Source organism: Nonomuraea sp. GTA35 (genome assembly GCF_041950525.1).
GTDB lineage: Bacteria > Actinomycetota > Actinomycetes > Streptosporangiales > Streptosporangiaceae > Nonomuraea.
Map to the genome: position 1 here is coordinate 14378 of NZ_JBGNUV010000013.1, position 25371 is coordinate 39748.

Below are 25371 nucleotides of genomic sequence, written 5' to 3' on the forward strand. Positions count from 1 at the left end.
GCGGGGGACGTCGCCGCACTTCGGTCAGGACCGGCCATCCACATTGGCACAAGGCAGGCATCCGGGCGGTGTTCTCGGCCGGTACGAGAGCCGCCCGGCAACCCGTGCTACCGGGGCTGTGCCAGCTGGTTGGGGGCCACGGTGCCGGCCAGCAGGCCCTGGGGATCGGTGATGACGGGCAGTCGTTTCACCGTTTCCTGGTCGAGCAGGCCCACCTGGGCGAGCACGGAGGCCTGGTCCCAGTAGATGCGCTCGCTGGCGACGGCTGTCCCCTCGAAGCCCACGATCGCGATCCCCGGGACGCGTACCTGCCTGCCCGTCGCCGGCACGCCGGGCAGGATCCACGGGATCTCGATGTCATGGGTGAAGGAGATCATCATCTCGTCGACGATGCTCGCCTCCCCGACCGTACGGCTCAGCGACTCGATGGACATGTCGGCCGCGTTCCGCCCCACGAACCACCGCCGGTAGAAGTCACGTACGCCGTCGAAGCCGACACCCCCCATGCCGGTCGGCACGTGCATGACGCTTGGATTGTCCGTCATCGTGCGCATCGTGGCCTCCACGTCGCGGGTGACGAACTCGGCCGAGGTGTGCTCGTCCCACGTGCGCGCCATCGCCTGGCGATCAGCCATCTGCCCTCATCCTCCAAATCAGGCGGTCGAGCACCGACGTTTCTCACGAACGGCTGTTCACGCCATCTTTCGGTTGCTCTTGCTCCAATCCCATCTCATGATCGACAGAAGCGACACCCGGACGACCGATGATCCTGCCCGAACCGGGTCCCGGCGGACGCTGCTCGGGGCCGCCGTCGGCACCCTTGCGGGCGATCATCGTCAGGGTCGCGGGCGAGCGGATCAGCGCGTTGCACGAATACTGGGGGAACGTCCCTCCGGTGGAGGAGCCGGTCCGGGAAGGTCGATGAGCCGATGTCGCGGGCTCCTCGGAGAGGACCCCGCGATGGGTGCACTACCAAGCGCCCGCCGACGGCCGTACCGCCGCCGGCTCCCGCAGGTTCGCGGCCTCGTGGTCCTGGAAGGGGTCGGGCATGCGGCCTTGATCGGCCTGTTCCAGGCGGAGGTCTTCCACGCCGCCATGCACAACCTGCTCTCCGGCGCGCATCGGCGGATGCCTGCCGGCTGACCTCGCGGCAGGGGACAGCCTGGCGCTCGATTGACGTGCTATATATTCATTATAAGTAGCGTTAACTCAATAGCAGGGGAGCGCCGGCATGGGGTTCATGGTTCTGTCAGGGCTGGGCGGGGTCGGGTTCGTGCTCGTCGGAGTCGCCGTCAACGTCCTCTACCTCCGCTCCGGCCTCCCGCTGCCGACGTCGGGCAAGGGCTTGGAAGCGGCCACCGACTCGTACGAGAAGGTCGCGGACGCGCTGAAGAAGCCGTCGGTGCTCGTACCGGTGACGTGGCTGTGCCTGACGCTCTTCGCGGCCGGGCTGCTGTCGGTGCTGTGGGACGGAAGCGCCGATCAGAGGGCGTGGGCGCTGGTGGGCTTCGCCGGAGTGCTGCTGCAGAACGCGACGTTCACCTGCGTCGAGGCGCTCCGGTTCGGCATGGCCACCGCCGCCCGCCACGGACACGGCTCCATGGCGGGCCTGTGGGGCATGAGCAACGTGCTGTTCGGGTTCAACCAGGCATTCCTGGCCATGGCGCTGCTCGGCTTCACCGCCGCCGGCGTCGGTGGCGGTCTCGTTCCCCTCTGGCAGGCGTGCCTCGGATACCTCAGCGCCGCGCTGCTTCTCGTCGCCTCGCTCGCCGCCCCGTTCAACGTCGAGGGCGGCAACCGCCTCGGCCCGGCGGGGCTGATCGGGTGGCTGGGCTGGATCACCTGGACAGTGGCGTACAGCCTGTCCCTGCTGCTGCGATAGCTTCCTCTACGCTACCCGTCATGAGCGCAGAGGGGACCCGGCGCCGCTACGACTCGCTCCGCCGCACGGCACAGGCGATGGAGACCCGCGCCGAGATCGCCCAGGCCGCGCGCCGGCTCTTCGTCGCGCGGGGATGGACGGCGACCACCGTACGCGACGTCGCCCGCGAGGCGGGAGTCTCCGTGCCGACGGTCTACTCCGTGTACGGCAACAAGGCCGGCCTGACCAGGGCGCTGGTGGACGCCGCCGGCCTGTCCGCCGACCCCTCCCGGCAACTCGCCGAACTGGAGGCGCCGCAGGCCACGCCCGAGCGGCAACTCGCGGTCATGGCGGCCTTCGACCGGCGCTTGTATGAACACGCCGGAGACGTCATCGTGCCCCTGCGCGAAGCCGCCCGTACGGAGCCGGAACTGGCCGCCCTCTACCGCGAGAGCCGCGCCCGCGCCGACGAGACCCGCGTGGCGGTGTTCTCCTCGTGGCAGACCGGCACCCTCCGCCCGGGCCTGGACGTGCCGGCCGCCGCCGACATCTACGCGGGCCTGTGCAGCATCGACGTCTACACCACGCTCACCGCCGAACGCGGCTGGTCCCCGGACCGGGTCGAGCGGTGGTGGGGCGAAGCGCTGGCCCGCGAACTCCTGAACCCGCCGCCGAACCTCTGACCATCGCGTTCTCGGCCCGGCAACGAGCAGTCGAGCCGACCCGGTCGCACCATGCCCAACCGAACGACGATCACCGCCGTCTTCCGGATCGCGCTCTGTACTGCCGTACCCAGGAGCCCACACGCCGCCCCCCGCCGGCGTACGCAAGCGCCACGAGAGCGCCCGTTCCGATGAGCACCCCGTTGAACACCTTGATCAGGTTCACCAGCGATGAGGGAACCTGGAACAGGTCGATCACCAGCTGAAGCAGCACCCCGCCGGCCCCCACCATGACGGCGGCCTTCAGAGCGGACCTCGGCGACACTCTGGCACCGAGCCGAAGTCCCCCCTGGGACATGCGCCGGACAAGGGTCGCCGGCCGCTGCGTCCGTTCACTCGCCTTGACGGCCCGGGATTCCTGCCACCTCCGGAACCAGCGCCGGCCGCGATGCGCCCACGCAACCGACGCGCCGGCCATGAACCACAGCGCGATGAACAACTTGAACAGGTTGCCCGGCATGTCCCGGACGTAGGCGGCCAGCTCTTCGGCCCTGACCTCGCCACGCGCCGCGTCGAGATAGCGCAGACGGGCCGACCACCGTACGAGCTTGACGGCGAGCAAGGCGGTCCACGGCCCGCACTCACCGACGATGACACCGGCGATGACGCCGGCAAGAACGGGATTCACCGGGCGCCTCCCGAGAACGGGGTGCGCAGCCGGCCGCCGACCGCGAAGCCGGGAGCGGGGCGCACCTTGAGCACGGGCGTGGTGGGGCGGCGCTGGGCGAGGAGCGCGCGGGCAGCGGGAACGCCGTCGCCGGTGAGTGTGTAGAGGCGGCGGCGAGGCCGGGACTCGTCGGGCCCGAGTTCCTCCCACTCCCCGACGATCATGCCGGCGTCCTCGAGCCGGTCGAGCGCCTTGTACACGGTGGGGCCCGCACGACGGGTGGCCTTCGAGATGGCCCAGCCGTGCAGTTTGACCCCGCGCTGGTGAGCCTCCAGCAGGGCTTCGATCACGTCGAGCGTCGGCCCGGTGACTCTTTGGATGCCTGCCATGCGGTTATCGTACGTAGGTGAAACAAGCTGCGAAAGGCTTCCTCGCATCTCTCCGCCGCGACTGTTTCCACACCGGGGAACTGTTCGCTGTCGCCGCCGCCTGGCGCGCCGCCAGGGTGCGGCCGGCGGAGGCACTGCGCGCGGCGGCGGTGGAGCCGAAGCCATGACGGCCGGATGCTGGATCGCCGGAGGCGGCCTGCCGGCCACCGCGGTCATCAGCATGGCCGTCAACGCCGCCGGCGACCCGGACGGCGCGACCAACAACAAGACGTTCATGCCCGTCGTCATGCTGCTCATCGCCGGTGTCGGGCTGCTCGCCCCGGTCTTCGTCCGCCCGGTCACGGCGCTGCTGGCCGCCCCGCTCGCCCGCTTTCGCGGTGCGGGCGCGGTCTGGCGGAGCTGAGTGGACGGGCGGAGCTGGGCGGGCGGGTCAGCAATGCCCGGCGGAGGTCTTGCGGGAGGCGCCGGCCTTTTGCCGGAAATGGTGGAGCGGTCAGCCACCTTGTACGGCTTGCCGCGCCGCGCTCCACCTCCACATCCCGCTATCGCTCCCGCGTCCCGAGGCTGGCCTGGTCGGCGGCGGTACGGCCGGCCGCCCAGCCCTCCCGGTCCCAGGACGTGCGGGCCCTGTGCGAGACCAGGTTCGGGAACATGCGCACGACCGCCTGCTCCACCTCCTGTTCGCGGGCCGCCAGCACCGGCACCAGGTCGGTGCCCCGGCTGTCGCTCTCCTGCGCGACCGCACCCGCCGTGGCCTCGGCGAGCCGCTCCCCGATCCTGGAGGCGAACGCCGACAGGAACGACTGGCGGAACGTCTTGCTCCTCGACCGGCCGGTGCCGTGCTTCTTGGTGCCCGAGTTCACCAGCGCGGTCTGCGCCTGCACCAGCAGCGAGGTGAACAGCACCTCCACCCAGGACAGGTCCGCCCAGAACCCCAGCACGGTGGCGAACCCCAGCTCCTTCGACCAGATCACCCGGCACCTGTTGGCCTCGGCGACGCGGTCGAGCAGCACGGCCTTGGGGTGCTCGTACGGCGCGTCGATGCCGACCCGGATGCCCGCCGGGGCCTCAGCTCCGCCTGGCTGCGCGTCCAGCATCGCCGCGTCGATGTTGTACTTGGCCATCAGGCTCTGCGCCGCCGACGTGAACGTCTCCGCCTCCGCCTCGTACGTCGTCGACTCCGCCTTGGCCAGCAGCGCCCGCACCCGCGCGAACGTCTTCTCGCTGACCGCGCGCGGGCGCGCCCGGACCGTACGGCGAGCGGTCCCGGGCGGCGGGCCGAGCGACTCCAGCCGGGGCAGCCCGGTCAGCAACCCCAGCAGCTCCAGCCCGCCGGAGACGGTCATCAGCCGGCTGACCCCGTCGCGTGCCTGCCGCGCCGCCAGGTAGCCGCCCTTCCACCACACCGCGGCCTCCAGGGCGGCGAGCTGGTCGCGCCAGCGCTCATCCACGGTGGCCGGCGCGTAGGCCCGCATCTCCCAGGCGATGAGGTCAGCCGCCACCCGCCCGTGCCAGTCGCTCAGCCGCCTGGCCGCGATCCTGACCACGTCGGCGGGCTGCCAGCCGTTCCGCCACAACCCCGAGATCGCACGGGTCACGACCTCCACCAGCACGCGATCGGCGTCGTCCCGGTCGGCCAGGAATGCGGCGGCGGAGTCGAAGGCTGCCTCGTCCTCGCGGGCGAGGGCCTCCATCGCCGCGCCGATCAGCTCATTTGCCTTACTCACCCGTGCTGCCGTCCACCTTGAAGAAAGTCCGCCAGAACCCTACCGTGACGCAGCCTTGAGCTCTTCGTCGCCATCGGCCGGGCGGGACAGCAGTTTCCTCGCGATTTCTCGGCGGGGGAGGCGATCGGTGCGGTGGGCGGCGGAGGCGCCCACCGCACCGCGCCCCGGGTCAGGTGCAGGCCCGGTGATTCACCCGGCAGATGCACCCCGCGCCGCTCTTGGTGAAGTCGCAGCAGTCGAAGCGGTACAGCGTGCTGCCCAGGTAGGCGCACGTCGTCCAGCACTGCTTGCCGCCGCAGCTGTACCGCTTGGTGCAGCCGCTCGCGCAGCACGTCGTGGCCGAGCAGCAGCTGCAGCTCGGGTAGCCGTAGCAGCCGTCCGGCGCCGCCTCGGCCCGGCCGGGGAACCAGGCGTTGCTGGCGACCCCGACGATGGTCGCCCCGGCGACGGCGAGGAACTTGCTCCTCGTCAGCCGCGTCTTCTTCACGTGCTCGACGATCATGCGCTCATCCCCTCTGGTACGTCCAATCTCTGTTCCCACAGCACTTCGAGGTCCGCGGCGCTGTCGGCGTCGCTGCCGCTGGCGAAGGCGACCAGGAACCCGTCGCGCTGCAGGAGCACGGTGGGAAACATCGCCATCGGCAGGTCGGCGTCCACGGCCTTGGCCCGTTCGCCGTCGAAGGCCGCGACGTGCGGCGGGAGCGTCGCGAGCAGGTCCGAGGCGGAGTCGCCGGCGACGATCGCCACCGTCTGCCGGCCCTCGAACTCGCCCAGACTCGCCGCGAGGCCGTGACACGTGCCGCAGGTGCTGGACATGAACAGCACCAGCGCGTCCTGCGTCGCGTCGGGGATGAGCCCGACCAGGCTCTCGGGGAGCTTCCTGCCGATGATCAGCTGGGCGCTGGGATCCATGCCGCGCCCCGTCAGGCGCAGCCGGAGCTCGGCGATTCCCCGCAGGCAGGCCAGGAAGGCCACCGTGAGGACGACGCAGGCCGCCACCAGCACCACGGCCAGAACCTGTTCCATCAGGCCGCCCGACTGAGCCGCCGCATGAAGTGCACGGTCAGGGTGCCGTCCACGCGGTTGTCGAAGCACTCCAGGACGACGCTGTCGCCCGGCTTCAGCGGCTGGGCCAGCGGCCTGGCGGACGGCTCGCCCGCCATGCCCTCGTAGTGCAGCGTGCGCGGGTCGAGCAGGCAGACCTGCCCGTTGACCGTGATGCGGTCCTCGGACACCTCCGCCACGGTGCCGTGCACGTTGCGGTGCAGGGTGACCGCCACGGGAGATCCCGGGACGGACTCGTCGATGACGACGAGGTCGCCGGGCCGCAGCGTCCAGCCGTAGGGCAGTTCCTCCGCCTTCGCCGCGACGGGCGCGGCCGCGGCGACGCCGGCCGAGGCGCCGTAACGGCGCACCGTCACGTCCTGGCCGGCGCCGCTGACCAGGACCCCGATGGGGGCGTCGGACGGGGGCAGCGGCGTGGCGCCGGCCGGATCCCGGAGGATGCCGGCGAACAGCCCGCGTCTGGTCGATTCCTCCTTCATTACTGCTTCCTTTCTTTGGGGGGTTACTACGGGGGCTTTTCGGGGGGTTACAGCAGGGGCGCGAGCACGGGGTAGAGCGCGCAGAGCGCGGCGACGGCCAGCGGATCGGTGATCATGCGGGCGCGCGCGATGCCGCCCGAGACGTACACGTCCATCGACGTGAGCAGCGCGGACAGGCCCACCCGCGTCAGCGCGAAGACGACGTAACCGGCCGCTGCGAGCAGCGGGTCGGCCGTGGCGAAGGCGGCCAGCGGCACCACGTACCAGAGCCAGAAACCGATGCGCGTGGTGAAGCCGAGCCCGAGCGCGAACCCGTTGTACGCGGCGGTGCGCCAGTCGTTGTAGCCCAGCCAGCGCGTGTCGGTCTCCCGGTCCAGCTGCCAGGGGACCGGCTTGAACGCCGCGCCGGCGACGGAGACCGTCACCGCGGCCACCGCGAGCAACGCCCGCAGCGAGGGTTCCACGGCCGCGCCGAGGAGACCGGCCGAAGCCCCGGCGAGCGCCGCGCCCGTCATCGCCGACAGCACGAGGACGGCACCGGCCACCACCGAGGAACCGAAGCACCCGGACACGCGGGCGCGCGTGATCATGATGATCACGTTGGGGCCTCAAGGGAGGGTCTGCTGCGCGATCCCCACGACGAGCGCGGCCACGACGAGCAGGGCCCAGGGCTGCAGCCCCAGGAAATGGCCCGCGAGCAGGCCCAGCACGGCCGGCAGGAGCGCCAGTGCCGGTCTGGTCCGCGGGCTGGTCAGGAGGGCGGGCATCGGTGTCTCCTCACCTGCCGACCGGGGCCGGGCCGTAGGCGGCGTGGTAGAGCTGCTCGATGTCGTCGGCGTACCGCAGCACGCCCTTGGCCACCACCAGGCCGCCCGACACCGCCACGCCGAACGGGCCCGAGTGCACCTTGTACCGTTCACGGACGGTGCCGGCCTCCGCGCCGATGAGCGCGCGCGAGTCCTCGTGCAGGATCCGCCGGAAACCCTCCGCCGAGCCCGGCATGGTGCCGTCGCTGACCACGCAGGCGAACCCGGCCGGGTCGGACGAGCGCGCGACCTCCGTCGCCACCTCGTGGCAGGGCTCGCAGTCGCCGAAGAAGAACATGACCACGTCGTTGTCGCGCAGTCCGGGGAAGGGCGGCGCGACCGCTCCGACGGCGAGCCCGTCGGCCGGCGCGGCCCCGCTCACCGCCACGCGGTCCTGCAGAATCGACAATTCACGGCGTACGACCAAAAGGCCGAGCGAAAGCAGAATGAGCCAGACGGCGCACACGACGAACAACGCGGTGTATCCCATGACGTTCCATTCACCCGTCGATCCGGACGCTGAAAGGCTTGAGCACGGCCAGCGTGGAAATCAGCAGATATCCACACGTGATCGCCCCGCCGATGAGTAATCCCGAAATTCGCTGCTCCATGCTCGGGACCGCCGGCACGGCGGCGAGGAACGCCGCGACGCCGATCAGGACGAGGTTGCGCGCCACCGTCGCCCACGAGGTCGTCTCGCCCGTGCCGAAGCAGGCGCACTCCACGCTCTGCCCCGCCAGCACCGACCGCACGACCACCGCGGTGAACGCCACCAGCAGCGCGAGCGCGGCCAAGGCGGCCGGGAACAGGACCGGGCTGACCGCCACGGCCACGCCCGCCGCCACCTCCACGACGCCGAGCACCCGGCCCAGGCCGGGCCGCACCCGCTTGACGACGCCGAAACGGATCAGCGCGAGCGCCAGCCCGAACGGCCGCCTGATTTTCGGCACGCCGCTCGCCAGGAAAAGCGCGGCGAGCAGCCCGCAACCTATTCCCGCGAGATCGGCGGCATCCATGGACATCATCGTGGACGCTGGTAATACTTTGACGAATGAGAAGGTCGACATTTCTTCCGTTCTCGGCGTTGCTATTTCTGTTGGGCGCTTGTTCCGCGGGGTCGCCCGCCCAGAAACAGGCCGCGGCGAAGGAGCCGCCGCCGAGCACCGTGGGCTGGACGACGTCCGTCTCGCCGCCCCCGACCCCGTCCGGCGACGGGGTGCCCTGCGTGGACGCGGACCGCGCCGGGGACGAGGGCGCCGCGGCGGGCGGCGTACGGGCCGGGCCGTTCGGCGCGGTTCTGCGCGAGCAGCGCGGCGGCGTGGCCAAACTGTGGGTGGCGCAGGATCCCGGCAAGGGGCGGGCCGAGGCGCTGATCCGGGTCGAGCACGTCGAGTCGGGGACCGTCGCCTACTACGTGCGCGACGCCTCCGCGACCTCCACCGTGCTCAACGACGACGGCTCGCCGTCCGAGGACAGGATCTACCCCGGCCAGATCCTGCTGCCGCCCGACGGGCATGTGCGCATCACGGTCGGCATCGGCCGCGCCGCGGGCTGCTTCACCTACACCCTGCGCTAGCAGACCCAGACGTCGACGTAGATGCAGCCGGTGCAGCCGGACGTGCCGCCGACGACGTGGCACAGCTTGCGCTTGCGCACCATGTTCGTGCAGGAGCAGGTGACGTAGTAGGAGGTGTCGGCCCTCGCGGTGGCCTTGGGCACGAGCCTGCCGAGCACGCGGTCGCCGAGCCGTTCCAGGACGCCTGTCATGGCGATTGTCTCCTTCTGCGGGGGGTGTTCCTGAAAGTTATCGGCACCGCATACAGCCGCCCGTATACCCGCGCTACAGCGCGGTCGCGAGCGGTTGTACGGCGTGGTCGCTATCCGTGCCGCAGGGTCGCCCGCCGGGCCCGTCGCAGGGCCCGGGATCGCTCCTCGGGGGTGTCGCGGGTGGCGCACAGCTCCGCCGCCACCAGCCTGACCAGGTCGTGCATGCGCAGTCGGCCACCGGGCGCGGGCTCCAGCAGGCGGAGCTCGACCAGCACGTCGAGCGCGGCCTCCGCCGGCTCCGTCGGCACTCCCAGCAGCGCCGCCGTCACCGCCACGTCGACCTCGGGCAGGTCCAGCTCGCCCAGCAACCGGAAGGCCCGGGCCGCGTCCGACCGCTCGGACAGCTGATCGTAACCCGCCCTGAAGCAGGAACGGACACCCGGCAGCAGGTCCAGGCGGCTGCCCCGGTCCCGTAACCGTGCGGCGAAGGTCCCCAGGGACAGGTCCGGGCGCCCGGCCAGGCGGGTGCCCGCCGCCCGCACCGCCAGCGGGAGGTAGCCGCACGAACGGGCCACATCCGCCGCCGCCCCGGGCTCGGCGGCCACCCGGGGCCCGCCCGCCAGCAACGCCAGCAGCCGTACGGCCTCCGCCTCCTCCAGCAGGCCCACCGCGATCGGCACCGCGTCCAGGGTCGCCGGCACTCCCCGGCAGGTGACCAGCGCGGCACACCCGTCGCCCGCCGGGACCAGCGGCGCCACCTGCGCGGCACCGGTCGCGTTGTCGAGCACCACCAGGACCCTGCGACCGGCCAGCATCGACCGGTACAGGGCCGCCGCCTCGGCCTCCGTCACCGGCACCTCGCGACCCGGCACACCCAACGCGCGCAGGAAATGCCCGAGCACCTCGACCGGCCGCGCGGGCGGCACGCCGGCACCCGATCCCCGCAGGTCGGCGTAGAGCACGCCGTCGGCGTACCGCCCGGCCACCCGCTGCGCCACCCGCAGCGCCAACGCCGACTTCCCGTTCCCGCCGCCCCCGTGCAACGCCACCACCCGCACCCCGCCCACGCCGCCCTGGCCGGCCGGGGCGCCATCCGGGGGATGGGCCGGGCTGGGCGTCCGTCCCCTCCGCTGGTCCGCCGGGGGCGGTGCGCCCAGGGCGGTTGTGGCGAGCACGAGTACCTGGGGGCGATCGACGAAGGTCGGTGGGATCGGGGGCAACAGGCGGAGGCGTTGGGTTGGCTGGGTACCGAGGAGGTTGATGATCGAGACGCCCGCGGGGCCCGGGTCCGCGTCGTGGTTCAGGATCGCGCGGTGGAGGCGGCGCAGCTCGGCGCCCGGGTCCAGGCCCAGCTCCTCCGCCAGGGCGTGGCGGGCCGCCGAGAACGCCTCCAGGGCTCCCGGCATGTCGCCGCAGCGGTAGAGCGCCAGCATGAGCTGGGCGTGGAGGTGTTCGCGCAGCGGGTACCGCCCGGTCAGGGCGCGGAGCCGGCCGGCGGCCGCTCGGTGCGCGCCGAGGGCCAGCTGGACGTCGATGTGTTCCTCCACCGCGCTCAGGTAGCGGTCGGTCAGGTCGGCGACCACGTTGCGCAGGGCCGGGCCGAGGGGGACGTCCTGGGCGGGGGTGCCGCGCCACATCCCGAGGGCGTGCGCGTACGCCGCCTCCGCCGCCCCGAGGTCCTTGCCGGACAAGGCCTTCCTGGCCCGTGCGAGCTGCTCCTCGAACAGGAACAGGTCCAGTTCGGGCGGCTCGACCAGCAGCAGGTAGCCGCCGTCGGAGGTCACCAGCCGGCTGCCCGCCGGGGGATCGGCGGCCGACAGGACGTGACGCAGCCGCATGACGTACGTGTGCAGGTTCGGCACGGCCGAGCGCGGCGGGCAGCCGTCCCAGACCTCCGTCACCAGCGAACGGATCGGCACGGCGCGTCCGGCATGCGCGAGCAGCATGGCGATGACGGTGCGCTGCTTGCGCGCCGAGATCTGGATGGGCGTCCCCGTCGGCTGGACGCGGAGGGGCCCGAGCAGCTGGAACCTCACGTGTCTGCTTCCGTCACCGGCCTGATGTCGCGTGCCTGATGTCCCTGCCTGATGTCGCTCGGCTGATGTCGCCCGCCCGATGCCGCTCGGCTGATGCCGCCTTGTCCGGTGCGTCTACCTGGGCGGGCCGTTCAGCCTGCGTAGTGCCACCCCGAGGATCCGGTCGGCGGGGAAGAGGCCGCGGTGGCGGGAGTCGATGCTGTCCAGGGGGTTGTCGCCGAGGACGACCACCGTCCCGGCCGGTACCCGGTCCACCCCGCCGGGCGCGGGCACCCCCGGCGGCAGCGGGTCGCCGGGGAGGGCGGTGGCGCGTTTGATGTTCCAGCGGCTCCCGTCCGCCGCGGGCGGCCCCGCCTGGTACGGGCCGGACGGGTCCGGCGGCGGTTCGAGCACGACGACGTCGCCCCGGCGCACCTGCCCGGCCCGCCGCCGCCGTACCAGGACCCGGTCGCCGTCCGCCAGCGCCGGCGCCATGCTGGAGCCCTCCACGGTGACCACCACGTAGGCGCGGCGTGCCCGCCACAGGACCGCGACCAGCGCGAGCCCCGCCGCGGACACCCCGCACAGCACCCATCCGGCCGCGTTCATCGGCACCCCTCGTGAACCTCGGTGACGGCGGCCCCGGCCAGGTAGTCCCTGGCCTGCAGGTCGAACAGCTCGGCGTAGCCGCCGCCGGCGGCCATCAGCTCGTCGTGCGTGCCCCGCTCGGCGATCTCCCCGTCGCGCAGGACGACGATCAGGTCCGCCGCCCGTACCGCGCCGAGCCGGTGGGAGACGAGCAGGCTCGTGCGGCCGGCGCGGTGCCGGGCCATGCGGGTGTGGATCTCGTGCTCGGCGCGGGCGTCCAGGCCGGCGCTCGGCTCGTCGAGGACGAGCAGGTCACGGCCCTCGCGGAGCAGGGTGCGGGCCAGCGCCAGCCGCTGCCACTGCCCGCCGGAGAGCACCACCCCGGCCTCGTCCGCCGCCGCCTCCTCCTCGTGGAAGAAGATGCGGCTCAGCATCGTGTCGTAGCCGCGCGGCAGCGCCCGCACGACGTCGTGCACGCCCGCCAGCCGCGCCGCGCCCTCGATGCGGGGGCGGTCGTGCAGCGCCTCGATCTCGCCCATGGCGATGTTCTCGGCGGCGGTGAGGTCGTAACACATGTAGTCCTGGAACAGCACGCCCATCCTGCGGCGCAGCTCGGCGGGCGGCACCTCGCGCAGGTCCACGCCGTCCCAGCGGATCGAGCCACGAGAGGGGTCGTAGAAGCGGCACAGCAGCTTGATCAGGGTGCTCTTGCCGGCGCCGTTGAGGCCCACCAGCGCCACCGTGGCGCCGTACGGGATGGTCAGGGTGACGCCGCGCAGCACCCACGGATGGGCGTCGTCGTAGCGGAACCACACGTCGTGCAGCTCGATGCCGCGCCGCAGCGCGGGCAGGTCGCCGGGACGGCGGGACGGCGCGGGCAGGTCGCCGGGACGGCGGGACGGCGCGGGCAGGTCGTCCGGCAGCGACGTGATCTCGGCGTGGTAGCCGAACAGCAGCAGCGCGTGATGCGCGCCGGCCACGGTCTCGACCAGCCCGACGAGCGCGGCCTGCGTCCCGGCCACGGCGGCGGCGAACGCCGTGGCGTCACCCAGGCTCAGCCGTCCGTCCAGCGCGGCGGACACCGCCCACAGCAGGCCCGCGCCGGAGACCGCCGTGGACAGCAGGGCGAGCAGCGACTGGGTGAGCGCCTCCCGCCGGTCGAGCCGCCGCTCACCCTCCTGGGCCGCCGCGAGCGCGCCGAGCACCCTGGACTTGAGGAAGCCGCCGAGCCCGAACATCCGGACCTCTTTGGCCGCCTTCACGTCGGTGATCAGCGAGGAGTACAGGATCTGCCGCCGCGCCGTGGCCGACAGCCCCGCCAGCGTCCCGACGCGCCGCCTGACCATGGCCATCCGCGCGATCAGGGCGGGCACGGCCGCCGCCGTCACCAGCCCCGCCATGACCGGGCTCAGCACCAGCAGGCTGATCAGCAGGCTGACCAGCGCGATCACGTTGCGTACGGCGTCGAACAGGCCGGAGGTCAACGGCGTGAGAGAGCCTCCGGTCGCCTCCGCCGCCATGCGCAGCCGGTCGAGGAACGCCGGGCTCTCGAAACGCGACAGGCCCTGGAAACCGGTGACGGAGGCGTAGAGCCGGTCCTGCAGCAGCCGGTCCAGCCGCCGGTCGAGCTCCGCCCGCAGGTACGCCGTGACGTGCGGCACGACCCCTGCCGCCAGCCCGAGCAGGGCGAGCAGCCCGGCCGCGCGGAAGGCCGGGCCCGCGTCCGCGGCGGTGAGCCCGTCGACGAGGAGCTTCGTCCCCCACACGGTGCCGGTCGGCAGCAGGCCGGTGACCAGCGTGACCGCCAGCTGGCACGCCGCCGGCCCCGGCGCGGCCCGCCAGGCCAGCAGCGCCACCGTGGCGGCGTGCCGCGACGGCCGGCGCGGCAGGTCCCCGGCGGTCGCCGCGCTCATACCGTCGCGGCCGTCTCGGCCAGGCGTTCCACGTCCATGTCCGCCTGGGTGATCCTGCCGTCCGCGTCGAGCCGCAGGAACATGGGGAACGCCTGGATGCCGAGCTCGGCCACCACGGCGTCCGCGTCCTCGCCGGAGACCACCGTGGCCGCGCCGCCGACCGCGTCCACCAGGCTGCGCAGCTGCGGGCCCGCGCCGGTGACGAACGCCAGGGACATGCCCGGCCGGACCGCCGCCGCGAACACCGGCGCGTGCTCGTGGCAGGTGTCGCAGCCGGCGTCGAAGAACGCCACCAGCCGCGGGCGGGGCTCGGTGTTCGCGGCCGTCCCGGGCAGCGTCCGGCCGATCAGGAACGACGGGTCGTAGGGCAGCGTCCGCGGCTCACCGGCCAGGCGCTCCAGCTCCGCGGTGTGCTCGCGCAGCCGGCGCAGCACCGCGAACGTCAGCAGCAGGTCGAACAGGCACAACACGCCGACCAGGACGACGGCGGCGATCAGGAAGGGCATCGGGCGATCTCACTTCCGGACGTGGGAGGGGGCGGAGAACAGGGCCGCGAGATCGTCGAGCCGTACGACGACCAGCACGCCCACGGCGGCGGCGACCGCCGACAGGACGAGCCCGGCGGGATGGGCGGGGTCGCCGGAGCCGCCGGCGGCCAGCCCGGCGCCGGCGACCGCGATCAGCAGCAGGTTGCGGGCCACGTGCGTGCGGCCGAGCGGACGGGTGGAGGGACCGAAACAGCGGCACGGCGCCCGCCGCCCCCGGAGCAGCGCGGCCAGGACGCCGCCGGTCATGACCGCCAGGGTCACGGCCGCCGCGGCGAGCCCCGCCACCCGGGTGGCCAGCAGCAGGGCCGCCGTCACGAGCTCGGCCGCCACCAGCGCGTACGCCGCCACCGCCGCCCAGGGCCGCGGCAGCAGGCCGAGCGCCCTGATGGAGGCGGTGAACGCCGCGAAGGCGGCACGGCCGCGTACCTTGCCCGCCAGCGCCACCAGGAAGACCCCGGCCAGCAGCAGCCGGCAGGTCATCAGCAGATGGAACGTCATCGCTCGTCCACCCGGCCGCCCGGCGCCGCCGTCAGCAGGGACGCAGGAAGTAGTAGATGCAGCCGGTGCATCCGGACGTGCCGCCGACCACGTGGCACAGCTTCATGACTTCGACGACCGGGCTGGTGTAGCAGGCACAGCGCTTGTAGTAGCTGGTGTCCGCCTTCGCCGTGGCCCTCGGCACCAGCCGTTCGAGCACCCGGTCGCCGAGGACGCGCAGGGTTGCGGTCATGAGGAAAATCACCTTTCCTTCCGCCGTAGCGAGTCGGTCACGACGGTAAGGAGAGGGCCTACAAGGGGGATACACGGGCGCTACAACGGGACGGGACGCTCCCGAAACCGCTGCAGCGAGGTGGCGTTCCCCGAAACCGAGGCGCTTCCCGGAAGCGCTACAGCGGGGTGGCGTGCTTCAGGGGAGTGGCGAGTTCACCGGCGAAGATGCGCAGCAGTTCATGCATCCGGAACCGGTCGGCGCCGATCAGCTCCAGCAGGTGGGCCTTCATCAGCTCGTCGAGGGCGGCCTCCGCCTCCTCCGCGGCGACGCCGAGCAGCTCGGCGGCGTGCGCCAGGCCGATCTCCGGCAGGTCGGCCGCGCCGAACAGGCGGAAGGCGCGCATCGCGACGTCCTTGCCCGGGCACTCCTTCAGCGCGGCCAGGCTCGCCTCGAAGGAGGAACGCACGCTCAGACCGGCCGTCTGCAGCTCGTCGAGCCTGCGCCCGCGGTCGCGCAGCCGCTCGGCGAAGCGGGCGAGCGACCAGTCGGGGCGGCCGGCCAGGCGGGCGGCGGCGATGCGCAGCGCCAGCGGCTGGTGACCGCACAGGAGCGCGATGTCGGCCGCGGCCGCGGGCTCGGCGGCCACCCGGGCCTCGCCCGCGAGCAGGGCCAGCATCCGTACGGACTCCGCCTGGCCGAGCATGCCGACGGAGACGTGCACGGCGTCCAGGGTGCTCAGCATGGGACGGCTCGTGACCACCGCCGCGCACCCGTCGCCCGCCGGCAGCAGCGGCGCCACCTGCGCGGCGTCGGCGGCGTTGTCGAGAAACACCAGCACCCGCCGGTCGGCCAGCATCGACTGGTAGACCGCCGCCGCCTCGGCCTGCGTGGCCGGCACGTCGCCGTGCGGCACGCCCAGCGCCCGCAGGAACCGGCCGAGCACCTCGGTCGGCCGCAGCGGGGCCAGCTCGGGGGCACAACCCTGCATGTCGGAGTAGAGGCGGCCGTCGGGGTAGTGCCCGGCGGCCAGGTGCGCGGCCCGCAACGCCAGCGCCGACTTCCCGGCCCCGGCGGGCCCGTGCAGCGCCAGCAGCCGCGACCCTCCCCCGGCAGCCCAGGGCGGCGGCGTGGCGGGGCCGGTCGCATGGGGCGGTGGTGCGGCTGGAGGGTCGTCGCGGAGGAGGGCCTGGGCGGCGAGGGAGAGTTCGGTGGAGCGGCCCGTGAACACCGCCGGCTCCCGGGGCAGCTGCCGGGGCCGGGGGCGGCGGTCGGGGATGTGGACGCCCGGCGGTTCCACGTCCGGTTCCCGGCGCAGGATCGCCTGGTGCAGGCGGCGCAGCTCCGGGCCGGGTTCCACGTGGAGCTCGTCGGCCAGGGCCTGGCGGGCCGTCCGGAAGGCATCGAGCGCCCCGGCCACGTCGCCGCACCGGTACAGCGCGACCATGAGCCGCCCGCGTAACCCCTCCCGCAGCGGGTGGCGCACCGTCAGCGCACGCAGCCGCTCGGCCGCCGCCGCGTGCCTGCCGAGCGCGAACTGGACCTCCGTGAACTCCTCGACGGTGCTCAGGTACCGCTCGGTCAGGTGGGCGACGACCTCGCGCAGGGACGGCCCCAGCGGCACGTCCTCGACCGGCGTTCCCCGCCACAGCGCCAGGGCCGCGGCGTACTCGTCGTGCGCCGCCTCCAGCTCCCCCCGCTCACGGGACCGGCGGGCACGCACGGACGACGCCTCGAACTGGGCGAGGTCGAACTCGGCGGGCTCCACCCGCAGCAGGTAGCCGCCGTCGGAGGTGACCAGCCGCTCCCCGTCCGGGTGGCCGTCGGGGGAGAGCAGGTGACGCAGCCGCATGAGGTACGTCCGCAGGTTCGCCACCGCCGAGGACGGCGGCCGCTCGTCCCACACCTCGGCCACCAGCGAGGAGACCGGCACGGGCCGCCCCTCGTGCGCGAGCAGCATGGCGAGGAGCGTGCGCTGCTTGGGAGCCGCGATGCGCAGCGGCGTGCCGGCGGGCTGGATCCGCATCGGGCCGAGGAGTTGAAATCGCAATCGATCCCGCCTTTCACACCGGCCGGACACCCCGAGTCCAGCCCGAGCAAAGATCCAAGTTACCCTCACCGCGTCGCCCGGGAAATGGCTATCCCGGGTGTCTGCTACAGCCTGTTCGCCAACCCCAAGAGCGGCAACCAAGGGCTTGTGAGCCGCGAAGGAGCGATCGAGGACTCCGACACGCATCCCGGCGGCGGCGACGCCGGTGGACATCTGACGGCCGCCGAGATTCTCGCCGAATACCTCTACCAGGGCGAGGCCGTGGCATATTCGTGCGCCATGGCGGGACTACGGCTGCCTGACGCGCGGGCCGTCGTTGGGCCGCCGGATCTGTGGTTGCGGCTGCCGGAACGAGACCGCTGAAGCCGGATGGTCGATCCCGTGCCGTCGTCACGGCCGGGAGGTACTGGGTGGCACCCGCCGCCGAGCCGGCGGCGGGTGCGATGGGCAGTTGGACACCGCGCCCGGGTGCTGCCGCTCATCGTGAACTGGCTGGTGACGGTGAGCAGCTTGCCGGCCACGGCGCCCGAGGGCGGTCGGCGTCAGCGACGAGGGGCGTGGGTGATGTCCTCGATCCGCCACAGATGCAGCTGGTCCCCGGCCCCTCTCAGCAGGGCGTAGAGGGTTGTGCCCGAGAACGCGAGCCCGCCCGTGACGAACCTTCCCGCAGGGTTGTCCCCGGAGAACACCGTTGTGCCCGTCGCCGCGTCGTACACCGTGACATCGGTGTTCCCATCACGTCCGCCGGCGACATGGGCATCGTCCGAGCTGATCGCCAGACCTGTGGGGTACGCCTCGTGCGGCTGACCGTAGCGGCGCACCCTGGACAGGGTCGTGGTGTTCCAGGTGTCGAACCGGTACGGCGTGTCGAACGCCGAGATCACATGCGCTCCGTCGGAGGTCATCGCGAGGTCCCTCACCTCCGACTGGTCATGCGTCACGCCGTCGATCTTGCCACGCAGGGTGGGAGCAGGGCCGCTGATGTCATAGACGATCAGGTCGGCCGGGACGCCGGTCACCTCACCGACCACGAGCGTGTTGCCCGCGGCCACGACCTTCGGTGCGCTGTGGAGGCCGAGCCCGATGGCGACCGGCGTGGGTGAGGTCGCCGCCAGGTCGAGAGCGAGGAAGCCGCCCTGGAATGTGTCGAAACAGCCGTAGCCCACCCACAGCCGCTCGCCGGCCAGCGCCAAAGAGGTCGGGCACGGGTGCTCGGGCAGGTCAATCCGGCGCTTGATCTCGAGGGTGCCGGTGTCGATCTCGGCCACTTGGTTCGATCCGGCCACTGCCGCGTAGAGGGACGAGCCGTCGGCCGTGGCGGCCAGGCCGTACACACTGGACAGGCCCGCGATGGAGCCGGTCAGGTCGCCTTGGGCGTTCGTGACGATGATCCGGTCTTCGGCGGAGACGAAGACCTTGCCGCCGCCGACGGCAAGGTCACCGCTGCTCGAGCCGTAGCTGAGGGATGCGCCGAGGTCGGTCGTGGTGCCGGCGGCCGAAGCCGGAGCCGCCGGGGTGGTGGCCATGAGGCCGGCCGCCACGGCCAGGCCGGTCAAACGGCGGATGATCACAGGCAGCTCCTTTTCGAGGGTGGAGGGAACGCCCTGATCAAGCCAGACCGTTGGGCCTCGGTCAAGATCGACGATGCGTGACGTCCTCAATATTCGAACTGGCGTTCAAGCCTCCGTTGGCCTGGCGTAACGGCACCCATCGCGGCTTCCTTTGAAAAGTCACCCTCCGCGATACCGCCAGCTCAGCCATCCTTGATCGAGGCCGAAACGTGATCAGGTTTGCGTGAGTTGCCGGTCCTCTTTGGCCGCTCCGGCCACCACGTCCGGGGATGGTTCGGTTCAGCTGAGCTGAAGAGTGCGCGGTCCGGTCTCCTGGTCGGGCAGGTTGTAGCGGGCGGCCAGTTCGACCTGCATGGCCCTGCGCAGCCGGACGCCGTCCGCTCTGTCCCACGGCTCTTCGGCGATGGTCACGGTCACGATGCGGTTCCTTCCGCGGCACGGGCCTTGGCCAACCTGCGCTCTCGCGCCGTGCACGCCAGGCGCAGGACCACCGAGCGGAGGGCTTCGGCGGGACGGCTCGACGGCACGAACATCTGCTGCTTCACCCGGGCGATCCGCTGATGCTTCCTGATGAACGGGCGCAGCCGCGACTCCCAGGCGGTCAGCGCGGCGTCGAGGTCGTCCTGGTTCTCCCGCAAGGCCCGGCCGAGCTCGGCGCCCCCTCGCAGGCCGGAGGTGGCGCCCATTCCCGAGTAGAGATTCGGGCACCACGCCGCATCGCCCACGAGAACGACCTTTCCTCTGCTCCACCGGGGCATCTTCACCTGGTGCACCGAGTCGAACAGGAAATCCGGCGTCCGTTCCAAGGAGTCCAGGGTGTGCCGCACCACGGGGTCGTCCATCTCGGAGAAGACGGTGCGCAGCCGCTCGACCCTGGATCCGGTGAACTGTTCTTCGACGTCCCCGGTCCGGTAGGTCAACAGGGCGGTCGGGGGCCGGTCGGCGAACCCGAACACCCACACCGCACGGCCCGCGCGGGCGCTGATGACGCTGTCCGCCCGCGCGAAGGACGGCACCTGTTCCTGGAGCTGGAACGCGCAGATCATCGCGTCCCACTTGGTCATGTAGTCCTCGTGCGGGCCGAAGACCATGCGGCGCACGTTCGATCGCAGTCCGTCGGCGCCGACGACCAGGTCGAAGGTCTCGCAGTGTCGCGCGCCGGTACCGGCGTCCTCGAGCAGCACTCGCACGTCGGTACCGGTGCCGTCGATCTCGACGGGTCTCGTCGCGAACCGCACGTCGATGGGCTCGCTCGTCCCGTCCCCGCGGGTGCCTTGCCAGAGCGCTGCTTCGATGTCCCCGCGGACCACTGCCGCGGGTTCGCCCGGCTGGTGCAGGAATCCCAGGCCCGGCTCACGGTTCCCGCGCCGGGTCAGCGACCACGTCTTCCCGCCGTCGGGCGGGTTGCGGGTGTGCAGGTGGCCGGCGATGCCGAGGTCGGTGGCGGCCTGCCTGCCCTCCGTCATGAGGCCGACGAAGTAGCCGCCTCTTCGACGTTCCGGGGCCCGTTCGACGACAACCGGCCGCCATCCGGCCTGCCGCAGCCCGATCGCCGCGGACATGCCGGCGATCCCGAGCCCGACGACCAATGCGCGTTTCCGCATGATGCCGTTTCCCTTTCTGCTTGAGTGGGGCTCGGTCAGTCCGGGACGACGACGGCGCGGGTGTGCCCTTGATGCCCCCAGGCCTCGCCGACGCGGCTGAGCGGGTAGGCGGTGTACGGCGCGTCGAAGGTGCCGTCGGCGAACCGGGCGATGATCTCGGGAATCTCGCTGATCATCTCGGCCTTCGAGACCGAGCCCGCGCCGCTGCCGCTGATCCGGATCCGCCGGCTGCGCAGCAGTGCCGCGGGCAGCGCCGCCTCGGTTCCGGCGAGCGAGCCGATCTGCACGTAGTCGATCGCCGCGCTGCCGTCGTCCGTGCCGGCCTTCCCCAGCGCGGCGAAGGTGGCCTCGGCGACGGGGCCCCACACGAGGTCGAGCACGAGCGTGGGCCGCGCCTCGGCGACGGCGGTGGCGAGGGCGGTCGCCCTGGCGTCGGGCGCCGCGGCGGCGAGCGGGACGGTGACGGCGCCGAGGCCGCGCAGCCGCTCCAGCGCCTCGTGATCGCGTCCGGCGGCGATGACCTGCTTCGCGCCGAGGGACAGTGCCGCCCGCACGGCCAGGCTGCCCGACATGCCGGTCGCCCCGAGCACCAGCACGGTGCCGAGCTCGCCGGCCTCCTTGCGGTGGGTGGTCAGCGGCATCCAGCCCGCCATGGCGGGGTTCATGCCGGCGGCGACCGCGAGCGGATCGGCCCCGGCGGGCAGCTCCACCTCGAACGGGGTGACCATCCATTCGGCCATCGTTCCCCACGGTGACCGGGCGAGGCCCGTGTAGACCAGCCGCCCGTCGCCGGTCCGGGCCACGGCGTCGACGCCCGGCACGAGGGGGTAGGCGTTGCCGCTGCCGTAGTGGCGGCCCGAGGCCAGCCCGCGGACGACGTGGTGCAGACCCGCGCCCACGAGCCTCAGCGGTGAGCGGCCCGGCTGCTGTTCCGGGTCGGGGAAGTCCGCGCAGACGGGTGTCGATCCAGGGGTGTTGACGACTGCAGCACGCATGACACGCTCCTGAACTAAGTTCAATTCGGATGTCACCCACCGTGCCTGAACTTTGTTAAGCTGTCAACCGTGGCGAAGGGCATCACGCGAGAGCGGATCGTGGCGGTGGCGCTCGAACTGCTCAACGAGAAGGGCATGGACGCTCTCACCGTCCGCGCGCTCGCTTCCCGGCTCGGCGTCGGAGCTCCCGCGCTGTACTGGCACGTCCGCAACAAGCAGGAACTGCTCGACGAGATGAGCACGTTCGTCATGCGCCGCGTCATCCACGCCCTCGCGGAGATCGCTCCCGGCGCCGGCTGGCGGGACGACATGGCCGCCTACGCCCGCGTCCTGCGCTCGGAGTACCTGCTCCACCGGGACGGAGCGCGCATCTTCAGCGGCACTCGCTTCTCCGACCCCGAAGTGGTGAAGGCGAAGGATCCCTGGCTCGGGCGCTTGACCGCGGCCGGGTTCTCACTGGCCGAGGCGGACGACGCCGTCGACCTGGTCACCGCGTTCGTGGTCGGCTTCGTGATCGAGGAGCAGGAGCGCAGCCAGTCTGCCGGGGCCGACCCGGACCGGTACTCGCTCGCCGAGCGCGATGCGTGGCTGGGTGAGGGCGCCGATCTGGTCAAGGCCGCCGGTCACCTCCGCGACGACGGGGACCGGAGGTTCGAACGGCAGCTCGGCGTCGTGCTCGACGGGCTGGCGGCTCGGTTGCGCTGACGGCTCCCGGCCAGGTCGCGGGTCCCCGTCAGTTCGGCTGTCCGGCCTCGATGGTGACGGGCCGTTCGAAGACCGTGCGCAGGACGACCGTGGAGTTGGTGTGTGAGATCGCCGGGATCGCGCGGATACGGTCGAGCGCGTCGGCGAGGTCGACGGTGGTGCCCACCCTGACCTTGATCAGGTAGCAGTCCTCGCCTGCCACCTCGTGCACCTCCAGTACGCAGGGCTCTCGCTCCAGAGCCGCGTTGACCTCCGCCTTGGCCCCGGGCTCGGAGCTGAACCGCAGGGCGATGAACGCGGCCGTGCCCGCGCCGACCTCCGCCGGTTCGACAACCGCGCGGTAGCCGGTGATCACTCCATCCCGGGAGAGCTTGTCCAGCCGGTCGCGTACGGAGGGCTCGGACAACCCCACGAGCGGGGCGAGCGCGCGGACGGTCTTGCGCCCGTCGCGGGAGAGCTCCGCCAGCAGGATGCGGTTGATGGCGTCCAGGGGCTGCACAGCCATGGGAACCCTCCGATAGCCTCAGCATATAAAGGAAATGCTCGATATTACCTTACCTATTAAGGAGCGATGCATGCGTCCGCCGTCGCTTGACCTTCCGTACCAGCCGCGCGTCGTGCGTTTCCTGCGCCGGGCCGAGCTGGGTGACTGGGTCGTCAAGCTGTACACGATCGCGCCGTACGGGCGGCCTGCCCGCGCGCAAGTCGCCGAGGCCGCCTTGCGTGCCGCACGGGAAGCGCTCCCCGCGCCCGCCGTCGCCCCCGGCCGGTACGGTGTCGGGTTCGTCATCGCGCACGACGCACCCCGGCTCTGCTACGCGCTGGCCTGCTGGTGGGCCGAGGAGAACGAGGTCCACCAGCGGATCCTTTCCGCGCCGGCCGACCGGCCTGAGCAGCTCGCGTCGCACCCGGGCGAGGCGGCCGGGTGCGTGTGGGAGCTGAGCGTCACCGACTTCGAACGGCGCGCCTGGATCACGCACGTCCTGGCCAACCCCGATGGCCCGGACCTGGACGCCTACCTCGCACAGGAGTACAACGACCATGTCTGAGACGAGCCCGCGTGAGTGCCTGGAATGCTTCGCGGACGCCTGGGCCCGGCATGACGTCGGCGGACTGCTGGAGCTGATGACCGAGGACGCTGTCTACGCCGCGTCCGTCGGCCCCGAGCCGGGCCGCACCTTCCGCGGGCATGCCGAGTCGGCCGGTGACGGGGCGCCGTACCGCGAGTACGGCATCGACCTGTGGCGCTTCCGCGACGGGAAGATCTGTCTCAAGGACGCCTACAGGAAGACCCGCGGGTGATCGTCGGAAACGTCCTCGGCCTGCTCGGCGTCGGCCTTGCGGCCGGCGTGGTCAGCACGGTGGTGAGCCTCGCCTCGATCGTCTCCTACCCCGCCCTGCTCGCCTTCGGCCTGCCGCCGCTCACCGCGAACGTCACCAACACCGTCGCCCTCGCCTTCACCGGCGTCGGCGCCGCCGCCGGGTCGCGCCCCGAGCTGGCCGGGGAGGGCCGGCGGATGCTCCGGCTCGGCCCGATCGCCGCGCTGGGCGGCGCGGCCGGCGCGCTCCTGCTGCTGGTGACGCCGGCCAGGACGTTCGAGCTCATCGCGCCCTGGCTGATCGCGATGGCCTCGCTCCTGCTGGTCCGCCCGCCCTCCGGCGGCGGGCGGGGCGAGCACGGGACGCTGGGGCGGATCGCGCTGTTCGCCGTCACCTGCTACACCGGCTACTTCGGCGCGGCCGGCGGCATCCTGCTGTTCGCCCTCCTGGCCGCCATGTTCGACCATCCGGCCGCCAAGCTGAACGCGATGAAGAACGTGCTGTCCGGCCTGGCCAACGCGGTGGCCGCGGTCGGCTTCGCGCTCTTCGGGCCGGTGGACTGGAGCGCGGCGCTCCCGCTGGCGGCCGGCTTCCTGCTCGGTGGCTGGGTCGGGCCCAAGATCGCGCGCCGCCTGCCCGGTCACAGCCTGCGCCACCTCGCCGCCGCCTGCGGGCTTGCGGTCGCGCTCAAGCTGGGCTGGGACTCGTACGCCGGTTGACCTCGGCGCGGGAAGCGACGTGATCGGTCACTCGGCCTGCACGATGACGCGCCCTCGACGCCGCTCACAAGCCGCGCGTGGCGAGTGACCACGTGGAAGGAGGATCGATCACGCCCGGAACGTGGTTCAGCTGTCCGCGCGATCTGGATGAGCGGCAGCGGCCGGCGGTTGCTGACCGGCGCCGAAGCCCGAGCCGCGCGCCTGGGACGTCGGGCTGCCGGCGGTGGCCTGCGCGGGCGTGGCGGCCAGCGCCGCGGCGACCGCCAGCGTGGTGTACGTCATCGTGAACCTGCCTCCGATCTCGTCGATGGCAGTCCCGACGCCTTCCAGCACCTCGGCCAGCTTGTCCGCCGGGAGCCGGGTGAGGCCGCCGGTCGTGGGCAGCAGATCCAGCCATTCATCGCGGGTGTAGGACTGCTCCCAATCGAACCGCCACTGCTCCGGGTCGCTGAACCCGCTGCCGGCCTCCCGGATCCCGTCGGAGAACTTGGCGAACATCGTCTGGTAGATGTCCAGGGCCTGCCTTGGCGCCTGGCCCTGGAACGGCGAGTCTGGCACCACCCGCCGGTAGGCCGTGGCGAAGGCTTCCGCGACGGCGGGGGGCGGGGCGAAGGCGTGCGCGAACACCGCCAGCAGGCCACCGGGCCGCAGCACCTGGGCCGCCTTGACCACGCCCGCGACCGGGTCCACCCAGTGCCAGGCCTGGCCCGCGACGACCGCGTCGAACGACCGTCCGGCCGGATCCCAGGACTCGAACGTCGCCACCTCGACCTCGACCCCGCTGCGCCGCGCGAACTCGGCCATCCGCGCGTCCGGATCGACGCCCAGCACCGCGCAGCCGGCCGCCTGGAACTGCCTGGCCTCGATGCCGGTGCCGCAGCCGACGTCGAGGACGTCGGGACCGGGGCTGGCGGCGACGATCCGCTCCACCAGGGCGTCGGGATAGCGGGGCCGGGCCCGGTCGTAGCGTTCGACGTCCGCCCCGAACGACTCCGCCATCTGCCGGGCCTTGTGGGGCTCGTTCTCGGAAGGGTGTGATTGCTTCTGCGTCGTAATGGGCATGCGCCCACCATAGTGGGCGAATGCCCATACAGCAACGCGCTCGGCGGTGCGGCCCTGCCAGTCGAACCAGCTCGGCTCGGCGGCGAGGGCCTTCACCTGGGCGGCGACGAACGCGACTGCCTCGTCCAGCAACTCGGAGCGCTCTCGGG

Annotated in this window: 35 protein-coding genes; 10 read left to right on the forward strand and 25 right to left on the reverse strand. The window is 72.3% G+C overall.

All coding sequences use genetic code 11. The annotated features are described in order from the left end of the window. Window positions 1–107 precede the first annotated feature (107 nt). Window positions 108–635 (reverse strand): nuclear transport factor 2 family protein, encoded by a 528-nt coding sequence (locus tag ACBJ32_RS42870; protein WP_375131679.1) that lies wholly within the window; start codon window positions 633–635, stop codon window positions 108–110. Window positions 636–960: 325 nt separating this feature from the next. Here ACBJ32_RS42870 and ACBJ32_RS42875 point away from each other — a divergent pair, with 325 nt between their 5' ends. The 3 genes from ACBJ32_RS42875 to ACBJ32_RS42885 all read left to right on the forward strand — a co-directional run bounded on the left by ACBJ32_RS42875 (window position 961) and on the right by ACBJ32_RS42885 (window position 2544). Next, window positions 961–1143, forward strand: a complete 183-nt coding sequence (locus tag ACBJ32_RS42875) for a hypothetical protein (RefSeq protein WP_375131680.1) — start codon at window positions 961–963, stop codon at window positions 1141–1143. 88 nt (window positions 1144–1231) lie between these two features. After that, a complete protein-coding gene (locus ACBJ32_RS42880; RefSeq protein WP_375131681.1) occupies window positions 1232–1882 on the forward strand; it encodes a hypothetical protein in 651 nt (216 codons plus the stop codon). Window positions 1883–1902: 20 nt separating this feature from the next. Then, window positions 1903–2544, forward strand: coding sequence for a TetR/AcrR family transcriptional regulator (locus tag ACBJ32_RS42885; protein ID WP_375131682.1), 642 nt, complete (start codon window positions 1903–1905; stop codon window positions 2542–2544). 70 nt (window positions 2545–2614) lie between these two features. Here the strand turns inward: ACBJ32_RS42885 and ACBJ32_RS42890 are convergent, their stop codons facing one another. Both ACBJ32_RS42890 and ACBJ32_RS42895 read right to left on the reverse strand, forming a co-directional pair. Continuing rightward, window positions 2615–3145, reverse strand: coding sequence for a hypothetical protein (locus ACBJ32_RS42890; RefSeq protein WP_375131683.1), 531 nt, complete (start codon window positions 3143–3145; stop codon window positions 2615–2617). 62 nt (window positions 3146–3207) lie between these two features. After that, a complete protein-coding gene (locus ACBJ32_RS42895) occupies window positions 3208–3579 on the reverse strand; it encodes a PadR family transcriptional regulator (protein WP_375131684.1) in 372 nt (123 codons plus the stop codon). Between the two features lie 163 nt (window positions 3580–3742). Between ACBJ32_RS42895 and ACBJ32_RS42900 the strand changes: the two genes are divergently transcribed. Then, window positions 3743–3982 carry a hypothetical protein gene (locus ACBJ32_RS42900; protein ID WP_375131685.1) on the forward strand — a complete coding sequence of 80 codons (240 nt, stop codon included), beginning with the start codon at window positions 3743–3745 and terminating at the stop codon, window positions 3980–3982. A gap of 139 nt (window positions 3983–4121) precedes the next feature. On the opposite strand, the gene ACBJ32_RS42905 is transcribed toward ACBJ32_RS42900, so the two are convergent. From ACBJ32_RS42905 to ACBJ32_RS42940, 8 genes are all read right to left on the reverse strand, one after another. After that, window positions 4122–5306, reverse strand: coding sequence for a DUF2786 domain-containing protein (locus tag ACBJ32_RS42905; protein ID WP_375131686.1), 1185 nt, complete (start codon window positions 5304–5306; stop codon window positions 4122–4124). 169 nt (window positions 5307–5475) lie between these two features. After that, window positions 5476–5808 (reverse strand): hypothetical protein, encoded by a 333-nt coding sequence (locus ACBJ32_RS42910; protein ID WP_357892647.1) that lies wholly within the window; start codon window positions 5806–5808, stop codon window positions 5476–5478. Beyond that, on the reverse strand, window positions 5805–6332 hold the full coding sequence (locus tag ACBJ32_RS42915) for a hypothetical protein (protein ID WP_357892645.1): 528 nt from the start codon (window positions 6330–6332) through the stop codon (window positions 5805–5807). Before ACBJ32_RS42915 ends, ACBJ32_RS42910 begins: the two co-directional genes overlap by 4 nt. Beyond that, window positions 6332–6850 carry a hypothetical protein gene (locus ACBJ32_RS42920; protein ID WP_357892643.1) on the reverse strand — a complete coding sequence of 173 codons (519 nt, stop codon included), beginning with the start codon at window positions 6848–6850 and terminating at the stop codon, window positions 6332–6334. The genes ACBJ32_RS42915 and ACBJ32_RS42920 overlap by 1 nt, the downstream gene beginning before the upstream one ends. Before the next feature lie 47 nt (window positions 6851–6897). Next, entirely contained in the window at window positions 6898–7440 is a 543-nt protein-coding gene (locus ACBJ32_RS42925) for a hypothetical protein (RefSeq protein WP_357892641.1), read from the reverse strand. An 18-nt stretch (window positions 7441–7458) separates the two neighbouring features. Next, window positions 7459–7617 carry a hypothetical protein gene (locus tag ACBJ32_RS42930; RefSeq protein ID WP_375131687.1) on the reverse strand — a complete coding sequence of 53 codons (159 nt, stop codon included), beginning with the start codon at window positions 7615–7617 and terminating at the stop codon, window positions 7459–7461. A 10-nt stretch (window positions 7618–7627) separates the two neighbouring features. Then, on the reverse strand, window positions 7628–8065 hold the full coding sequence (locus ACBJ32_RS42935) for a hypothetical protein (protein ID WP_375131688.1): 438 nt from the start codon (window positions 8063–8065) through the stop codon (window positions 7628–7630). A gap of 91 nt (window positions 8066–8156) precedes the next feature. Further along, window positions 8157–8672: a MauE/DoxX family redox-associated membrane protein gene (locus tag ACBJ32_RS42940; RefSeq protein WP_375131689.1), complete on the reverse strand. Its 516-nt coding sequence runs from the start codon at window positions 8670–8672 to the stop codon at window positions 8157–8159. 209 nt (window positions 8673–8881) lie between these two features. Here ACBJ32_RS42940 and ACBJ32_RS42945 point away from each other — a divergent pair, with 209 nt between their 5' ends. Continuing rightward, the gene (locus ACBJ32_RS42945) at window positions 8882–9232 is read left to right on the forward strand and encodes a hypothetical protein (RefSeq protein WP_375131690.1); all 351 of its coding nucleotides are present in this window, start codon (window positions 8882–8884) and stop codon (window positions 9230–9232) included. On the opposite strand, the gene ACBJ32_RS42950 is transcribed toward ACBJ32_RS42945, so the two are convergent. The 8 genes from ACBJ32_RS42950 to ACBJ32_RS42985 all read right to left on the reverse strand — a co-directional run bounded on the left by ACBJ32_RS42950 (window position 9229) and on the right by ACBJ32_RS42985 (window position 17246). Further along, window positions 9229–9423 carry a hypothetical protein gene (locus tag ACBJ32_RS42950; protein ID WP_375131691.1) on the reverse strand — a complete coding sequence of 65 codons (195 nt, stop codon included), beginning with the start codon at window positions 9421–9423 and terminating at the stop codon, window positions 9229–9231. The genes ACBJ32_RS42945 and ACBJ32_RS42950 overlap by 4 nt on opposite strands. 110 nt (window positions 9424–9533) lie before the next feature. Beyond that, a complete protein-coding gene (locus ACBJ32_RS42955) occupies window positions 9534–11459 on the reverse strand; it encodes a BTAD domain-containing putative transcriptional regulator (RefSeq protein WP_375131692.1) in 1926 nt (641 codons plus the stop codon). 114 nt (window positions 11460–11573) lie between these two features. Continuing rightward, window positions 11574–12047 (reverse strand): S26 family signal peptidase, encoded by a 474-nt coding sequence (locus tag ACBJ32_RS42960; RefSeq protein WP_375131693.1) that lies wholly within the window; start codon window positions 12045–12047, stop codon window positions 11574–11576. Beyond that, complete coding sequence (locus ACBJ32_RS42965) at window positions 12044–13939, reverse strand: ABC transporter ATP-binding protein (RefSeq protein ID WP_375131694.1); 1896 nt, start codon at window positions 13937–13939, stop codon at window positions 12044–12046. The genes ACBJ32_RS42960 and ACBJ32_RS42965 overlap by 4 nt, the downstream gene beginning before the upstream one ends. Further along, a complete protein-coding gene (locus ACBJ32_RS42970; protein ID WP_375131695.1) occupies window positions 13936–14445 on the reverse strand; it encodes a hypothetical protein in 510 nt (169 codons plus the stop codon). The genes ACBJ32_RS42965 and ACBJ32_RS42970 overlap by 4 nt, the downstream gene beginning before the upstream one ends. 9 nt (window positions 14446–14454) lie before the next feature. Next, window positions 14455–14985: a MauE/DoxX family redox-associated membrane protein gene (locus ACBJ32_RS42975; RefSeq protein WP_375131696.1), complete on the reverse strand. Its 531-nt coding sequence runs from the start codon at window positions 14983–14985 to the stop codon at window positions 14455–14457. A 31-nt stretch (window positions 14986–15016) separates the two neighbouring features. Continuing rightward, complete coding sequence (locus ACBJ32_RS42980; protein ID WP_357892622.1) at window positions 15017–15217, reverse strand: hypothetical protein; 201 nt, start codon at window positions 15215–15217, stop codon at window positions 15017–15019. Window positions 15218–15374: 157 nt separating this feature from the next. Then, on the reverse strand, window positions 15375–17246 hold the full coding sequence (locus ACBJ32_RS42985) for a BTAD domain-containing putative transcriptional regulator (protein WP_375131697.1): 1872 nt from the start codon (window positions 17244–17246) through the stop codon (window positions 15375–15377). On the opposite strand from ACBJ32_RS42985, the gene ACBJ32_RS42990 reads away from it, so the two are divergent. Then, complete coding sequence (locus ACBJ32_RS42990) at window positions 17235–17609, forward strand: hypothetical protein (RefSeq protein ID WP_375131698.1); 375 nt, start codon at window positions 17235–17237, stop codon at window positions 17607–17609. The two genes, ACBJ32_RS42985 and ACBJ32_RS42990, sit on opposite strands and share 12 nt — an antisense overlap. A 179-nt stretch (window positions 17610–17788) precedes the next feature. On the opposite strand, the gene ACBJ32_RS42995 is transcribed toward ACBJ32_RS42990, so the two are convergent. The 4 genes from ACBJ32_RS42995 to ACBJ32_RS43010 form a co-directional block, all read right to left on the reverse strand. Further along, the gene (locus ACBJ32_RS42995; protein ID WP_375131699.1) at window positions 17789–18817 is read right to left on the reverse strand and encodes a hypothetical protein; all 1029 of its coding nucleotides are present in this window, start codon (window positions 18815–18817) and stop codon (window positions 17789–17791) included. A 279-nt stretch (window positions 18818–19096) separates the two neighbouring features. Then, on the reverse strand, window positions 19097–19234 hold the full coding sequence (locus ACBJ32_RS43000; protein ID WP_375131700.1) for a hypothetical protein: 138 nt from the start codon (window positions 19232–19234) through the stop codon (window positions 19097–19099). Continuing rightward, the gene (locus tag ACBJ32_RS43005) at window positions 19231–20421 is read right to left on the reverse strand and encodes an FAD-dependent monooxygenase (protein WP_375131701.1); all 1191 of its coding nucleotides are present in this window, start codon (window positions 20419–20421) and stop codon (window positions 19231–19233) included. The genes ACBJ32_RS43000 and ACBJ32_RS43005 overlap by 4 nt, the downstream gene beginning before the upstream one ends. 35 nt (window positions 20422–20456) lie before the next feature. Further along, window positions 20457–21416 (reverse strand): hypothetical protein, encoded by a 960-nt coding sequence (locus ACBJ32_RS43010; RefSeq protein WP_375131702.1) that lies wholly within the window; start codon window positions 21414–21416, stop codon window positions 20457–20459. Window positions 21417–21485: 69 nt separating this feature from the next. Between ACBJ32_RS43010 and ACBJ32_RS43015 the strand changes: the two genes are divergently transcribed. Then, window positions 21486–22121 (forward strand): TetR/AcrR family transcriptional regulator C-terminal domain-containing protein, encoded by a 636-nt coding sequence (locus tag ACBJ32_RS43015; RefSeq protein ID WP_357892609.1) that lies wholly within the window; start codon window positions 21486–21488, stop codon window positions 22119–22121. Between the two features lie 28 nt (window positions 22122–22149). On the opposite strand, the gene ACBJ32_RS43020 is transcribed toward ACBJ32_RS43015, so the two are convergent. Next, window positions 22150–22626: an Lrp/AsnC family transcriptional regulator gene (locus tag ACBJ32_RS43020; RefSeq protein WP_375131703.1), complete on the reverse strand. Its 477-nt coding sequence runs from the start codon at window positions 22624–22626 to the stop codon at window positions 22150–22152. A gap of 70 nt (window positions 22627–22696) precedes the next feature. Between ACBJ32_RS43020 and ACBJ32_RS43025 the strand changes: the two genes are divergently transcribed. Genes ACBJ32_RS43025 through ACBJ32_RS43035 form a run of 3 tightly spaced genes read left to right on the forward strand, consistent with a single transcriptional unit; the run spans window position 22697 to window position 24160 of the window. Continuing rightward, complete coding sequence (locus tag ACBJ32_RS43025; RefSeq protein ID WP_375131704.1) at window positions 22697–23170, forward strand: hypothetical protein; 474 nt, start codon at window positions 22697–22699, stop codon at window positions 23168–23170. Continuing rightward, complete coding sequence (locus ACBJ32_RS43030) at window positions 23163–23423, forward strand: nuclear transport factor 2 family protein (protein WP_375131705.1); 261 nt, start codon at window positions 23163–23165, stop codon at window positions 23421–23423. The genes ACBJ32_RS43025 and ACBJ32_RS43030 overlap by 8 nt, the downstream gene beginning before the upstream one ends. Next, window positions 23420–24160, forward strand: a complete 741-nt coding sequence (locus ACBJ32_RS43035; protein ID WP_375131706.1) for a sulfite exporter TauE/SafE family protein — start codon at window positions 23420–23422, stop codon at window positions 24158–24160. The genes ACBJ32_RS43030 and ACBJ32_RS43035 overlap by 4 nt, the downstream gene beginning before the upstream one ends. 126 nt (window positions 24161–24286) lie before the next feature. On the opposite strand, the gene ACBJ32_RS43040 is transcribed toward ACBJ32_RS43035, so the two are convergent. Continuing rightward, window positions 24287–25354 carry a class I SAM-dependent methyltransferase gene (locus tag ACBJ32_RS43040; protein WP_375131707.1) on the reverse strand — a complete coding sequence of 356 codons (1068 nt, stop codon included), beginning with the start codon at window positions 25352–25354 and terminating at the stop codon, window positions 24287–24289. Window positions 25355–25371: the final 17 nt, after the last annotated feature.